Origin of the sequence: Aliarcobacter sp. (assembly GCF_041672065.1) — a bacterium.
Taxonomy (GTDB): domain Bacteria; phylum Campylobacterota; class Campylobacteria; order Campylobacterales; family Arcobacteraceae; genus Aliarcobacter; species Aliarcobacter skirrowii.
This window is the reverse complement of the sequence record NZ_JBAZAH010000042.1, coordinates 1-15,397: the sequence shown is the minus strand read 5'-3', so window position 1 is coordinate 15,397 and position 15,397 is coordinate 1. Positions and strand designations below refer to the sequence as shown.

At 26.1% G+C, this 15,397-nt stretch carries 10 protein-coding genes; 3 read left to right on the top strand and 7 right to left on the bottom strand.

Annotated elements, in window-relative coordinates; genetic code table 11:
- Both WC168_RS07085 and uvrA read left to right on the top strand, forming a co-directional pair.
- A partial coding sequence (locus WC168_RS07085; protein WP_319059707.1) for a SelB C-terminal domain-containing protein occupies positions 1-133 on the top strand: 133 nt, incomplete at its 5' end.
- A gap of 63 nt (positions 134-196) precedes the next feature.
- The gene (gene uvrA / locus WC168_RS07080; RefSeq protein ID WP_372618359.1) at positions 197-3,013 is read left to right on the top strand and encodes an excinuclease ABC subunit UvrA; all 2,817 of its coding nucleotides are present in this window, start codon (positions 197-199) and stop codon (positions 3,011-3,013) included.
- A gap of 418 nt (positions 3,014-3,431) precedes the next feature.
- Here the strand turns inward: uvrA and WC168_RS07075 are convergent, their stop codons facing one another.
- From WC168_RS07075 to WC168_RS07045, 7 genes are all read right to left on the bottom strand, one after another.
- A complete protein-coding gene (locus tag WC168_RS07075; RefSeq protein ID WP_372618357.1) occupies positions 3,432-7,349 on the bottom strand; it encodes an NACHT domain-containing NTPase in 3,918 nt (1,305 codons plus the stop codon).
- 84 nt (positions 7,350-7,433) lie between these two features.
- Positions 7,434-8,546, bottom strand: coding sequence for a cytochrome-c peroxidase (locus WC168_RS07070; protein ID WP_372618355.1), 1,113 nt, complete (start codon positions 8,544-8,546; stop codon positions 7,434-7,436).
- Complete coding sequence (locus tag WC168_RS07065) at positions 8,491-9,369, bottom strand: sterol desaturase family protein (protein WP_372618352.1); 879 nt, start codon at positions 9,367-9,369, stop codon at positions 8,491-8,493. Before WC168_RS07065 ends, WC168_RS07070 begins: the two co-directional genes overlap by 56 nt.
- A gap of 80 nt (positions 9,370-9,449) precedes the next feature.
- Positions 9,450-10,391 carry an imelysin family protein gene (locus tag WC168_RS07060; protein ID WP_372618350.1) on the bottom strand — a complete coding sequence of 314 codons (942 nt, stop codon included), beginning with the start codon at positions 10,389-10,391 and terminating at the stop codon, positions 9,450-9,452.
- 1 nt (position 10,392) lies between these two features.
- Complete coding sequence (locus WC168_RS07055) at positions 10,393-11,757, bottom strand: di-heme oxidoredictase family protein (RefSeq protein WP_372618348.1); 1,365 nt, start codon at positions 11,755-11,757, stop codon at positions 10,393-10,395.
- Between the two features lies 1 nt (position 11,758).
- A complete protein-coding gene (locus tag WC168_RS07050) occupies positions 11,759-13,105 on the bottom strand; it encodes an imelysin family protein (protein ID WP_372618346.1) in 1,347 nt (448 codons plus the stop codon).
- A gap of 83 nt (positions 13,106-13,188) precedes the next feature.
- Positions 13,189-14,730 (bottom strand): hypothetical protein, encoded by a 1,542-nt coding sequence (locus WC168_RS07045; protein ID WP_372618344.1) that lies wholly within the window; start codon positions 14,728-14,730, stop codon positions 13,189-13,191.
- A 147-nt stretch (positions 14,731-14,877) separates the two neighbouring features.
- Between WC168_RS07045 and WC168_RS07040 the strand changes: the two genes are divergently transcribed.
- Positions 14,878-15,189, top strand: a complete 312-nt coding sequence (locus WC168_RS07040; protein ID WP_066161204.1) for a F0F1 ATP synthase subunit C — start codon at positions 14,878-14,880, stop codon at positions 15,187-15,189.
- Positions 15,190-15,397 lie beyond the last annotated feature (208 nt).

The window sequence follows — 15,397 nt, the reverse complement described above, 5'->3', positions numbered from 1 at the left end:
AGATGGTTTTATAGAGATTTTTAACTTTAAACAGAGATTTGATTTAAGTAGAAAATATCTTGTTTGTTATTTGGACTATTTAGATAATTTTAGTGATATCAAAAAAGTTGAAAATAGAAGAGTTTTTGCATAGGTATAAAATAAACTATTAACAATATTACTATATAATGTAAGCTTTAAATTTTAAAGGTAGATTATGAGTGATACAATAAAAATATTTAATGCAAAAGAGAATAATTTAAAAAATATAAACCTAGAGATACCAAAAAATAAGCTAATAGTATTTACAGGATTAAGTGGAAGTGGAAAATCAACTTTAGCTTTTGATACACTTTATGCTGAGGGTCAAAGAAGATATATAGAGTCTTTATCTTCTTATGCTAGACAATTTTTAGATAGAGTTGGAAAACCTGATGTTGAAAGAATTGAGGGTTTAACTCCAGCAATTGCAATAGATCAAAAAACTACTTCAAAAAACCCAAGATCTACTGTTGGAACTATCACAGAGGTTTATGACTATCTTAGACTTTTATATGCAAGAGTTGGAACACAACACTGTCATTTATGTGGAAAACCAATATCTCAAATGAGTGCAAGTGATATTATAGAACAAGTTCTATCTTTGCCAAATGATGCCAAGCTCATAATATTAGCACCTTTAATAAATAGAAAAAAAGGAAGCTTTACAGATCTGTTTGAATCTCTTAGAACAAAAGGTTATGTAAGAGCTATGGTTGATGGTGTTATGGTTAGACTTGATGAAGATATTGAGTTAGAAAAGACAAAAATGCACACAATCAAAGTTGTAATAGATAGAGTTACAGCAAACCTTGAAAACAAAGAGAGAATAGCACAAGATGTCGAAAAAGGTCTAAAAGAGAGCTTTGGAGAACTTGAAATTGAGATTATGAATCACGAAGAGTTAAGAGTTGAAAAAAGTATTCACTACTCTGAACATATGGCATGTTTTGATTGTAAAATCTCTTTTGAAGCACTTGAGCCTTTAAGTTTCTCTTTTAACTCTCCAAAAGGAGCTTGTAGCTCTTGTGATGGTTTGGGAATAAGATATGCACTTGATATGAAAAAGATTATTGATGAAGATTTGGCAATTGAAGATGGGGCTATTAAAATAATCTATGGATTTAACAAAGGCTTCTATTTTAAAATGCTTATTGCTTATTGTGAGAGTCAAAATATAGATACAAAAAAACCTTTCTCATTGCTTGATGAACATCATAAAAAAGCAATTTTACACGGAACTGTAGATGAGTTTGAGTTTTTTTGGAAAAGACACAAACTAAAAAGAAAGTGGGATGGAATTGTAAAATTAGCCTACGATATGATAAAAGATGAAAAAGAGATCTCTGAGTATATGACAGAGAAAAAATGTGACTCTTGTGGTGGAAATAGATTAAAACCATCTAGTCAAGCTGTTTATGTGGCTAAAAAAAGAATACCAGATATTTTAAATGTTCCTATTGAAGAGGCTCATAATTTTTTCAAAGATGATAAAAATTTCAAATATTTTAGTGAGCAACAAAAGATGATTGCAGCTCCAATTTTAAAAGAGATTAAAGAGAGAATATTTTTCTTACATGATGTTGGTCTTGGATATATAACTTTAGGAAGAGATGCAAGAACAATTAGTGGTGGAGAGGCTCAAAGAATTAGAATTGCTTCACAAATTGGAAGTGGTTTAACAGGAGTTATGTATGTACTTGATGAGCCATCTATTGGACTTCATGAAAGAGATACAAGCAAACTTATAAAAACTCTAAGAGCTTTACAAGAAAAAGGAAATACTGTAATTGTTGTTGAGCATGATAAAGAGACAATTATGGCTAGTGATTTTATTGTTGATATTGGTCCAAATGCTGGAAAATTTGGTGGAGAGGTTGTATTTGCTGGAACACTAAAAGAGCTTTTAAAAGCAAAAACTCAAACAGCTCTTTATTTAAACAATAAAAAAAGAGTGGAATATCCACACAATCGACCTCAAGAAGAGTTTATAGAGATTAAAAATGTAAATATAAACAATATAAAAAATCTAAATGTAAAAATTCCACTTAGAAATCTAGTAAGTATCACAGGAGTAAGTGGAAGTGGTAAATCTTCACTTATTCTTCAAACTCTACTTCCAGTTGCGCAAGAGCTTTTAAATCGTGCTAGAAAGGTTAAAAAAGTAGATGGTGTAGAGATAGATGGATTAGAAAAACTTGATAAAGTAATCTATCTTGACCAAAGCCCAATAGGAAGAACTCCAAGATCTAATCCAGCAACATATACAGGACTTATGGATGATGTAAGAGACCTATTTTCTAAAACAAAAGAGTCAATGCTAAGAGGTTATAAAATAGGAAGATTCTCTTTTAATGTAAAAGGAGGAAGATGTGAGAAGTGTCAAGGAGAGGGTGAAATCAAAATCGAAATGCACTTCTTGCCAGATATTATGGTTAAATGTGACACTTGTCACGGTAAAAAGTACAATGCCCAAACTTTAGAGATTTTGTATAGAGGAAAAAATATATCTGATGTTTTAAATATGAGTGTTGATGAAGCTTTAGAGTTTTTTGCAAAAGTACCAAAACTATATGCAAAACTAAAAACTCTAAGCGATGTTGGACTTGGATATATAACTTTGGGACAAAATGCCATAACTTTAAGTGGTGGAGAAGCTCAAAGAATAAAACTAAGCAAAGAGCTAAGCAAAAAAGATACTGGAAATACTTTATATATTTTAGATGAACCTACAACTGGACTTCACTTTGCAGATGTTGATAGACTTACAAGTGTGCTTCACCATCTAGTAGAGCTTGGGAATTCTGTGCTTGTGATAGAGCATAATCTTGATGTTATTAAAAACTCTGATTTTATTATTGATATTGGTCCTGAGGGTGGGGATAAAGGTGGAAAAATTGTAGATATGGGAACAGTTGAACAAATTGCTAACAATCACGAAAAAAGCGGTTCTCATACTGGATACTATTTGCATAAAGAGTTACAACAAAAGTAGTTATAACTCACCTTTAACTTTTATTATTTATATGTAAAGATTCTGTAATTTTTACTCATAGATTTATATCTATGGGTAATTTTTATATCTTTTTACTCATAGATTAACAAATATGAGTAATTTTTGATTAATGTTACTTACATAGCTTTTATTAATAAATTAAATAATTCAATATTTATAAAAATTTACTATTTTTATTTGATAAAGCTTTATTTGCTGATATTGCTTTTTTTAAAACTTTTGGGGTTTCGATTTCTTTGTTTAAAGGTAGTTTATGTAATTGCTTACTTATCATGTCCATTATCTTTTCATTTGATTTGAAATATTTCATCACAAATTTGATTTATTATATCTGCATTATGATTAAGTAAATTTTTTGCGTTTATAGCTTGATTTTTACACTCATTATTTTTTGCATCTAATGTAATATCTTTTTCATTGATTTTTTTGCTTCTTCTAAAATAAATATTTTAGTATTAATGTCTTTTTGCTCTTCTTGATTTTTTCCCTTAATATTTGAAGTAGCTTGATTAATGAAATTATCAATTTTATTACTAATTTCAATATTGTTGTTAGTGATTTGATTCTTAGAATTATCAATATTGTAAATTATATTTCCATGATTCTCTTGAATAATTGGGCTTTGATTATTGTTATTTACGCTTATATTATTAGATGCTGAACTTGTTGGCATAAAATATAATACTAAACCAACTATAGATGCAACAGAACCTATTGCTCCTATTTTTTCAAACATTGTTAATTCTCCCCATTTATTTTTAAGTTTTGTAAACTTTGAATCATTCATCAAATTATCCTTATCAAATATCTTTTTATAATAACTATTAGAATAGTTTCTATCTTTATTTTTATTATTATATGCTAATTGCAAATGATATTTAGAAATATCACCGAGCCTAGTATTGATACTTTTAGATAATTTTTCTAAAACTTCAATATGAGAACTTGTTGCACTTAAATAATTAAATATAGAATTAATATATTCATTCATAGCACTATAGATATTTGGTGAATATGCTCCAGTTGGTCTCTCATACTCATAAAAAAACTCATAGTAATCACTTATAATATTAGAAATATATTTATCTTCAAAATCTTCATTTTTTGCACTATTTTTTAAAGCCAAAATCAAATCTTTAAAAAGTTTGATTTTAGATTGATTTATATTTGGTCTATCATATTTATTTTTATCATTGTTTTCTTTTATTTTAATGCCAAGCTTATTTTTTATATTCGCATATAACTTTTTTAGTTTATAAAATTTTATATATATTGGTTCTTTTTGATACTCTATAAAATATTTATCTAAAGTTTTTTCAAAATCAATTTTAAATAAATATTCTAAATATAAAAATGCTCTATCTTTATCAATAATTCTAAGCTCATCAATAAAATCATAACATTGGTAATCTAATGAAATGATTTTTAATATTTGTTCTACTTTATGCTTTTCTTTAATAGATTTTAAAATATTTTTATCTAAATCTAAAAAATAGTCAATTATATTTAATAAGCTATTTTTATCAAACTTATCAATTTTTTGAATTATTTCAATAAACTGATACAAATTAACTAAATCTGTATTTTCATTCTGGGTAAATGATAACCTAATCAATTCATGTAAAGATTCAATAAAATAATCAAAATATTCTCTAGCCAATATAACAAAGTATTCTTCTTCTATTTTGTGAAATCTAAAAGTATGAAAAAATATTTTTTCAAAATCTTCTTTAGAATGTACCAAATTAGAAACTTCATTACTATCAATATTTTGAAATAGATAAATATATAATGCTGTTGGAAATACACTATAACTATTAGAAGTTATTCTTTTTCTTATTTCTTTGTATGTTTCATCTTTGATAAAATCATCTTTGATAAAATTAAGCAATTTGGCATGTTCTTCATCTGTTAATAATTCATGTAGTTTATTTTGATTTTTTTCATTATAAATTTTTTCACAGAAAAATACATTATAAAAATCTTTTTTTGTCGCTAAAGCTTTTAAACTATCTTCACATATTTTTTTAGTAATTTCTTTTTGTTGAATTCTTTGTTGATATTCTTTATTCTCTAAACGTTTTTCTTGAAACTCTTGTTCATGTTTTTCTCGTTGTTCTTTCCAGTATTTGTTAGATGCTATAATATGAGTTTCAAATATATTATTCTTCATTAGATATTTATCTATATCTTCATTAAATCTCAATCTTTCATAATGTTTAACATAATTTTCTATCGGATATTTGAAAACTGCTTTTTTTATATCTTCAAATGAAATTCTTAATAATTTCAATAAACTATCAATATGAAATAGAATCGTTATCTCTGATGAAAAATAAATTTCCCAAAAATTATCAGCAATTCGTTCAAAATCTAAAGACATTTCATCAAGTTCATGATTATCCATATAACAAAAATTTGTAGTTAAAAATTCAAAAACTTTTTGAACAGTATCTTTAGAATCATTATGAAGCAATACTGCATAAATACACCAACAATATATATGATAATTTTCTCTATCTTGCTTTGATTGTAGATAATAAAGCCATTTTAAAGTATCACTAGGTTTCAAATAAGGAACTATATATTCTAATTGTCTAGCAGGTATACTATCTAATAACTCCAATAGTTTATCAAATTCAAATCCAGTATCTATAAAACTAGCTTTTTTATCACTTCCATATCTATTTATATATTTAATACCATATAACGATTCAAAAAGTAATGTTTGAAAATCTTTTAAATAAATTATATCAGTGTTAGAATTAATTAGCTTTTTATCTTGTAAAAAGGAATAAAGTCTTTTGTTAAACTTAAACTCATCTATGAAGTTATCTTGAATTAATTCTATAAGATTTTTATTACCTAGATTATCATTAGAATAATTTTCAAGATATGTAAATATCAAATCTTCCATCTCTTTTGAATAATTATATTCTAGCAGTGCAATCAAATAGGCAAATACTAACTTATCAACATCTGATGGCTTTATAGTTTTTTGTATTAAAGTTGATAGTTTTAATTTATCAAATTTTACTAAAGTAGTACCTTCAAAATCACTCCATCTACCCCAAGCCATAGATTTCTCATTTTTGAGTTTATATAACATTGAAGATAAAAGTTTTTCTTGTTGTTTTTCATTTAAGAGAGGATGTCTTTTAAAAATAAATGGGTCAAACTGTACAAAATCATCAAATAAATCACTATTTAGATTTGTTAAATAAATAATAACTTCTTCAAACTCTTCATAAAATCTTAATTCATGTGAAAAAAGTTCTTTTATAGTTTTTATATCGAGTTCTTTCTCATTGATAAAATAAGCCATTAAAAATTCTTTTATGGTAGTATGAGAAAAATCAAATTCATTACCATTTTTTTTAAATAATGCTGTACTTAAAACAAGATTTAATTCATCGAAACTAATACTCTTATTATCAATTTTGTACAATTCATCTACAAGTATGCTAAGATTATCTAGCAAAATAGTGGCTTTTCTATTTAAAATCATGTAAGTAGCTAAAGAAGAAGATATATTTATATCTTTTGCTAAGTCCTTACTCAAAATATCCTCTCTATCTTTACCTTTTATAGAAAGTTGTTTTTTAATAATATCCTTATAAATATCAATATAAGTTATTATTTTGCTTTTATATTCATTATAATTCTTAATAATAGACTGAACAATAAGAATATTTTTCAATAAAGAATCTAAAAAATTGTCTAATATATACTTCCAAAATTCATCTTGATTAATTTTATTTTGCTTTAAAAGTTCATTAATATCATCTTTTTCTAAATCTAAAATTTGATAAATAATAAATTCTTTATCTAACTTTTTCAATTCGTTATTAAAATATTCTTTCCATTCAAATTGCCTACATGTAATTACAAATTTTATTTCTGGATTAATTTTTTGACATTTTTGAATATAACTAGTCAGTTTGTTTTGTAATTCTTTAGAATTTATATTTTTTACTCTCAAAGCTTCATCTATAGAATCAAGTAAAATATACTTTTTATTTTGTACTAACTCTAAATTACTCTCTGTTTCAATGTTTACAAGTTCTACAAAATGAACATCGTCACTATTTTCTTTTTCAAATTGCTTTAATTGTTTAGTTTTTCCAGAAGCTGGTTCACCGAGTATTACAGATATATTATTTACTAATATATTTTCAAATTCAACAGTTTGTTTTTCTTGAATATTTTGAGTTTCAAATTTTCTTTTTATAAAATATTGTTTTTCTTCAAATTGAGATTGTTCTAGTTTTGGATCTATTAAATTTGCACGAGTATCAGATTCACTATAAGCCATATTTTCCCTATGTTTAAAAAATGCTAGATTATATCTAATAATAAGTTAAATCATTTTTGCTAGATTGAAACTATTTTTTTAGTTTCAATCTTCGATTAAATGCTCATATCTTTTATCTGTAAGTAATTTCATAAATGCAACCAAAGCATCTACTTTTCTATCATTTTGAGCTATTGCTCTAAGCTCTGTAATAGAGATATTATCAGGATGCTCTGGTTCATCCCAAGGAAGATTTGTCTCAGTGTTTATAATATTTTTCTTATTGTTGTATTTATCATAAAATAAAACTACCGTTCTTAAATCTTTGAATACTCCATTGTGCATATATGGAGCTGTAACAGCCACATTTCTTAGAGTTGGAGTCTTATATTTTCCAATTTGATTTTTATCTTTTACATTTGGATTTGCTAAAAGTCCTAAATCTTTCTCTTTAACACCATTTTTGGCTCTTAACTCTTTGTTTTTGGGAACTCCAATATTATGAAACTCATAGTTTGAAAAAGTTTCACCCTCTTTTCCTTCCCCTTTTAAAATATGGCAAGTTGCACAAGAGTTATTTTGATTTGAAAAAAATATTGACATTCCCAAATCTTCTAAAGCACTTAGTTCATACTCTCCTCTTAAATATCTATCATATTTTGAATCAAAAGGAGAGAACTCATCTGTTCTTTCAAAAGATGCAATTGCTTCACTCATAGCTTCATAGGCTTTTTTATCATCTTTAAAAATATCTTTACCAAATAGATTTTCAAAACTATTTACATAAAAACTATTCTCTTTTAATCTATCAACCACCTCTTTTTCATCTCTCATTCCCATCTCTATTGGATTTAAAGGCGGACCTCCTGCTTGCTCTTCTAAAGTAGAAGCTCTTCCATCCCAAAACTGTCCACCTACATAAAATCCTTTTTTATCATTAAAGTGAAACTTTGGTGAAAATTTTGCATAAGATGCTGTTGGTGCTTGTCTATCTCCAAGTGATTTTAAATCATCTCCTAGTGATGCCATTTTTGAAACACCATTATCTCTACTATCTATAAAACCAGCTTCTGGATTGTGACATGTTGCACAACTTTGAGTTCTGTTTTTTGATAAATTAACATCAAAAAACAGAGCTCTTCCTAAATCCTCTTTTGTAATATCATTTGCTAATAGATTTACTAGTAGAAATGTTGTTACTAAAACTAATTTTTTCATAAATTTTTCCCTTTTTAATTAGATTTATAAATGGTCTAAAATATAGATTTTTTATAGAATTATAATCTTGCATCTGATTTTTTCTAAGTCCAAATTTCAAAACTTTTACATCTTTTGAGAGTTTTAATGTACCAAAAACTCTATCCCAAATTGCAATATATCCTCCATAATTTTTATTAAAATTTTTTCTATCATGATGAATTTGATGCTGTTTTGGAGACAAAAACCACTTTTCAACAAATGCAAAATATGCAAAAGGTACATGAGAGTGTCTTAAGTTTGAACCAAAAATTGAAGTTATAAATATCAAAATATTAACTCCTAAAACCATATAAATATTTATCTTTGCACCAAAAAAATATATAAAAATACCAGTAACCAACCCAACACTAAATGCATATCTTAAAGCAAATAAAAAGTTTTCAACTGGATGAACTCTATAAAATGTTATTGGAGTTAAAACTTTTGCACTATGATGAACCTTGTGAAACTCCCATAAAAATGGAATTGTATGCAAAAATCTATGTAACCAATATCTTGTAAAATCACTAAAAACAAATATTGCTATTGTATAAAGAACTGTTATTTGAGTAAAAGATAAATTTATAGATTCAAAAAATCCAAAATTTTCATATAAAAATTTATTTGTAAATAAAGCAACACTCTTTGCACTTAAAACCAAAGGAATAATTAAAATTATATTTACAATATTTGCTAAAAAAAAGTATATATAATCAAGTTTTGCACTAGGATGCAACCAAAGCTTACTTGAAAGAATAGCTTTTGAACTCTTTTTTGTAATATAAAAATATAATATTGCCAAAATAAAAGAGCTTATTATATATAACCAATATACTCTTTTACTTGGATTTGCAAAAAAATCAAAAGCTAAATACTCCAAAATCAATCCCCATCGGCATCTAAAATTTCAGGTTTAAGACCAAGTTTTTCAATAATTGTTACATAGTATAAATCATGAATCTTTGATACAGTTTCAAAAAGATAAGAAGCATTTGTAAAATCATCTTTTGGAAGGAAGTTTAACTCATCAAGTGCAATTTTTATACTATTTGAAACCTCATTTAGCTCTATTTCACTTCCACTATTTTTTGCATATGTGTATAAGTTTTTAAAATCTTTACTATTTACAATATCACTTTGAGCCTCAAGTATTGATTTAATAGCTTCAAAAGAGTTTTGAGTCAAAAAGTATTCAGCTCTTTCATTTTTTATATCACCCTTAAATTTAGCAGATAATCCAGCAGGATTTCCAACTCTCCACTCTTTTAGCCTATATGAAGTTGCAACTAAAACATTTACAAGTATAGCAATCTCCTCTTTCTCTTTAAACTTTGGATTTTTTAAATAGTTTGTATAAACCACTTTTATATCTTGTAAATTTGTGATTATTGAGTTTAAAATCTCTTTTATAATCTCTTTTGATCTATCATCTAAACTCTCTTGAGCTATTACAAACTCTAAGGCATTGATTGTTTTAAATGAGTTTTTAAATAGTGCTGTTTTAACATCATTTGTTCCATTTACAACTCTTCTCATTTGAGAGTTTAAATCCTCTTTTAGATTATTAAAAACATCAATAAATCTTGGTGTATCAATATAATCATAATTTATCTCACCAGCTAAATATAAAGCCTCAACTCTTTTCCAATCTTTTAAAAAGATTTTAAAATTCTCTTGTGTGATATTTTGTTGTAATTTTTTAGCACTACTTATCGCATTTTGTGTATCTTTTAACAATACATTTTTTATAACACTTTGAAAAACTGTCTCATTTGCAAACAAATTTGCAAGAAAAAATATCATAATAAAAAATATTTTTTTCAAACTATAACTCCTCTATAAATTTAATCAATTTTAATCTATCATCTTTTGAAAGATTCATATAAGCCTCTTTACTTCTTTTTGCCTCTCCACCATGCCACAAAATTGCCTCTTGAACACTTCTAGCCCTTCCATCATGTAAAAAGTTTGGATTTTTATTTATTAGTTTGTTTATAGCTATTCCCCAAAGAGGTGCAGTTCTCCACTCACTCTTTTCTGCCATAAACTCAACTCTTCCATCAGCTAAATCTTCTCCCATATCGTGAAGTAAAAAATCTGAAAATGGTCTTACTTCAAAACCTAATTTTGTATTAAAACTACTTATATGGCACTTTGAACACTCAAGTCGTTCAAATATTTCATACCCTTCTTTATATTTTTGACTATTTTTATTTGCACTATAACTTTTTAAACTTTTAATATAAAAAGTAACTGCATCAAGCCTATCATCTGGTAAATCAATAGCATCTTTAGCTTTTGGTGCATCTTGGCACTCTTTTTGGAAGTCTGTACATTTTTCATAAGGTATTAATGTTGTTGTAACTCCAATATCATTTGAAAAAGCATTTGCAACTTGCTCTTTTAGTTTTGAAACGCTAGCCTTATGAGTATATCTTCCAAGCTCATATTTTTGTGAAATTGGTGAATAAACAAAATTTGCTTTTCCACTTATTCCATCACTATTCTTATCATCTATATCTTGATTTTTTAGAATCTCTTCATCTGGTATTAAATCAATTAATCCCATACCATTCAAAGATTGTGCAACTCTATATGAAACTACACTATCTTTATGAAGCTCTCCATAATTTAAATTTTTCAAACTATATTTTGGTCTTCTTAAATTTACAATCTCACCATCAGATAATTTTATATCAAAGTATTCAAAATCAACTTCTATATTTCCTTCAAAAGGAACATTAAAAACTCCATTGATTGCTAATTGTTCACCATAAGTTGGTTCTTGAATAAATCCTTTTTTCTTTAAAATAGAAGCATATTTAGAATCATTTGAATCTATTGATAATCTAGCAATTAACCCTCTTGAAGCAAAACCATTACTATTTAAAATTTCAGACCTTCCATTTTTTGGATGACACGAGAGGCAACTATTTGCATTAAATAGTGGTCCTAATCCATCTCTTGCTGTTGTAGCACTTGGAGCTTCAACCCAAGGAATTGTAAAAAAACTCCTTCCAAGCATAAATATATCTTGCTCTTCATTAGTTAAACCATCAATTTGTTTTTGAAATATCTTACTACTCTTACTATTTGCTATATAATTTTTAGATATATCAAATGAAAAAAGCTCTGTACAAATTGATATTGTAAGAGCTTTTAAAAGTAAGATTTTTTTTAAACTTTTCAATTTAGATTTTTGTCTCTTCTGGATCAGTTACATCATCTGTTGAAAGATTAATACTGTTTGCTCTTGCAACAGTTATCATCTCATCACCTAGTTTTCTTAACTCATTTTTTAAAGATACTAAAACTCTTGACATCTTATGATCAGGTCTTATTTGATAATCAAAGTGAGCTTCAGTTTTTGCAACTTTATCAACTTGCTCAATTTTTGCTTCAATACTCTTCATAAGCTTTAATATTCTATCTTTATCCTCTTTTTCTAAAGCATCAAATAAAGACTCTCCATATTTTTTACCATTGTATGTTGAAGTTAAAATATTTTTAAAACCTTCATAATTTTTTACTAAATCTCTATGTGTATTATCAGAGAAACAAGAGTGCTCATCCTCTTCACTTGGAGTTAAAACAGCAACTGCAATTCTTTCATTTGCAAGTTCTGATTTTATAAATACTCCCATACCAGAAATAATCTGTTTTATAGACTCACTCTTATCTAAGTTTTTATCACTATTTTTAAGTTTTCCTAAAAACGCAGCTCTATAAAGCCCAGAATCACCTTTTATATCTCTATTCCAAGCACTTTTAACAACTTCTAAATCCTCAACTAACTTTTGAGTTACAGCTTTTAGATATTGTAATCTTCTATCTTTATTTTTATCAGTTGTAAAATCACTTAAAGGTCTTTGTCCAGCTTTCATTGCACCGTTTGTTATATTATCCTCTAAGAAATTATTATAATCTTGATCTTGCCCCCAAAGTAAAAACTCAATTGCATGATAACCAGTTGAAACATTTGCCTCTCCACCATTTTCATTTAACTCAGTTAAAGCTTCAACTGTAATTTTTGTAACATCAACTTCACTTGAATCTTCACCACCTGGATTAAATTTTCCAATAGTATCAATAATATTTCCAGATGTTCTATTTCCATCTGCATCAATTGTATAATCTATCATATTCTCATCAAGTGGCCAAGCGTTGATTTGTCCCTCTAAAGCACCATAAGTATCTGCAATCCATCCATCTTCAGCATCAATTGGACCATTTGATAACCTAAAAATCTCAGTGCTTCCATAAGATTCTCTTGATTGCAACCACGCTTTTTTTGCATTATCTAAATTTTTTTGTGTAGGTTTTTCAACAAATTTATCTATTGCATCTTGTAAAAGTTTTGCATCATTTAAAGCTTGTGTATAATTGTCTAGAGCTATATTTGCATATGCTTCTAAAATTAAAACTTGTTTTGTAATTTCTGATTTAGTTGTATCTTTAGCCAAAGAAGAAGCGTTTGCTCCTAAAGCTAAAGAAGCAGCTAATGATAAAGAAAAAAGAACTCTCTTTGTATATTTCATGATAATAATCCTCATTTTGTTTTGTGTATTTAAACAAAAAAAAGCTTTATCATTTCTTAAAATGATAATAATTTTCATATTTTTTAAAAGAGTGATTTTATTGTATTTTTTAACTCTTTTGAATTTTCAATTCCATTTTTATTTAAAAGTTCTTCTATTTTTCTCTCTATTTTATCACTCTCTTTACTTTTTTTGATACTTTCAATCAAAAGATTTTTTATATCTATTTTTATACTTGGATTATTTATATCATCTTCCAAAAATATTACAAATTTATTACCATTTAGATTAATATCAAATTTTGAATCTATCTTTTTATTTTTAAAATCTAAAATAGAACTCTTTGACTCTATTATACTTTTTGAGCTTTTTAAATAGATATTACTAATTACTTTATCAATTAATATTTCACCCTTTACAGTTCCTATTTCATAAAGCTCTTTCGTAATATCAATATTTGCAAATTTTTCAATATTTTTTGAGAAATTATTTTTTACTAAATGTCCATTATTTAAATTTGAAGCAAAATTTCCATTTCCACTTAAAATATTATATTTTAAATCTAAATTTATATTTGAATCAAAAAACTCATTTTGATTTAACATATATAAAAGTTTTTTACTATTTGCATTTTCTAAATTTATTGATACATCATTATTTATTAAATTTAATTTTAAAATACCATCTAAAATTTTAGAATCTCCATCTACTTTTAAATCTTTTAAATCTTTATATATATTGCCATTTAAAGATACATTTTTACCTCTTAAAGGTATAACTGTAAAATCTTTAAGTTTTGATAAGTCTGAAATTAAAATATTATAATCACTCTTTAAAATAGACTCTTTTATATTAAAATTTAAGTTTTTAATATTTATCTTAGCAAGGTTTGATAAAAGATCAATAGTGCTGTTTAGTTCATCTTTTAAAAGCTTGCTTTGGCTATTTAAAGTATATAAAACATCTTGCTTTAGAGAAGTTTTAAACTCTTTTTCAATAATATCATTATTTAATTTTCCATTTTTTATATCTACTTTAATAACTCCATCAAAAAAATCACTACTGTTTGATTTTAGTTCAGAAGTTACATTTAATATACCAGTTGTGTATATTGGCTGATTAACAATAGCCAACAACTCATCAATTTTTGCATTTTTTGTATCAATATATATATCATTTATTTTAAAATTCTTTAAAACAACTTCATAATTTGTATCACTTTTAGCAACATTTGAAATACCTTTTATAGTTGTAGTATCATTTTTATGAGCAATATTTCCAACTATTTTTAAATCACCTTTTAGTTTCATTTTTGCTAAATCATTAAATATTGATAAATCTTCTATATCTATAAAATATTCTGCCATCAACTCTTTATTAAAAATAGAGTACATAGCATTTAATTCTATTTTAGAGTGATCATTTAATGTAGCTTTTAAAACTAATAAATCATAATCTATAACAAGATTATCTATTTTTAAAGTAAAATCTTTTTGCTTTTTATTAAAGCTTTTTTCAATGTAATTTGCAACAAGATAATTACCACTTTTTGTAAAAAGTATAATGTACAAAGTTGATGTTATAAATAGAACAATTATAAGTAGTGTAATTATAAACTTTTTCATATATCTCCCCATTAAAAATAAAAAAATATTTTATCCAATTTATCTTATATTTAGATTTATTTTTGTAAAATAGCAACCGTCAAAGTGATAAGTAGGGATACGCAAGCCGAACAGACTTTGAGATATTTAATTTTTTAAGGATATAGAATGAAAAAAATCGTTCTTTTAATGCTAGCATTCGCTGGTATGGCATTCGCTGCTGATGCATCTGTTGCAAATGAAACACTAAAAGCATACTCTGTAGTTGCTGCTGGTATTGGTTTAGGTTTAGCTGCTCTTGGTGGAGCTGTTGGTATGGGTAATACTGCTGCTGCTACAATTGCTGGAACTGCTAGAAACCCAGGTTTAGGTGGAAAATTAATGACAACTATGTTTATTGCTTTAGCTATGATTGAAGCTCAAGTAATTTACGCACTTGTTATTGCTATGATTGCATTATATGCAAACCCATTCCTATAAGAAGCAATTTTAGAGTTTTTATAAAACTTAAAAAGGTTCGAAGAGTTTTCTCTTCGAACCTTTTTTTATGCCTAAAATAAATGGGAAATTTAATTTTTGATGTAGATATTTATAATGATAAAATTTGTAAAGGTGTTTTTAAATGTCAAGATTTAAAGAGATTTAATAAAGAGAATTTAAATGAAGAGTATGAAAATAGTTTTTTAAA